Raw genomic sequence first — 388 nt, 5'->3', positions numbered from 1 at the left:
AAACAAAACGTTCTTTGTGTTATTTGAATTACCCTTATCAAAACAATCATTTTATTTCATCTGATGACTTGGTTGATTTAGAGTATGATTTGCTATTTATTCGCCGTAAATCGACAGATTACGGTATAGATCCTTGGCACGGCTCTTACTATAAAATGCAGTGGGAAGGGGATAGCATCGTTGGTGAAGTGCATGAAGCAGATTTAGATATCTTAGCGGCACCTCCTGAAGATGGCAGTCTTAGGCCTATTAAAGAGTCAGATTTAACGCCTGCTGAGCTAGATCGCTTTTGGTTGCCCAAACTAGTGATAAAACCTGTTTCTCCGTAGTAAGTTAGTCTTCCAATACTTAGCCTTGTACTATAGCAGGGCTATAAAACCTTTTAATA

General features: G+C 38.4%; 1 protein-coding gene. It reads left to right on the top strand.

All coding sequences use genetic code 11. From position 1 onward, the window contains the following. Nucleotides 1-329, top strand: a 329-nt coding sequence (locus EMN46_RS19800) for a hypothetical protein (protein WP_229130454.1), incomplete at its 5' end; no start/stop codon positions are given. Between the last annotated feature and the right edge of the window lie 59 nt (nt 330-388).

This window comes from Ancylomarina sp. 16SWW S1-10-2, assembly GCF_009669305.1.
Classification (GTDB): Bacteria; Bacteroidota; Bacteroidia; order Bacteroidales; family Marinifilaceae; genus Ancylomarina.
The sequence above is the reverse complement of the archived record's forward strand: the minus strand, read 5'-3'. Positions and strand labels throughout refer to the sequence as shown.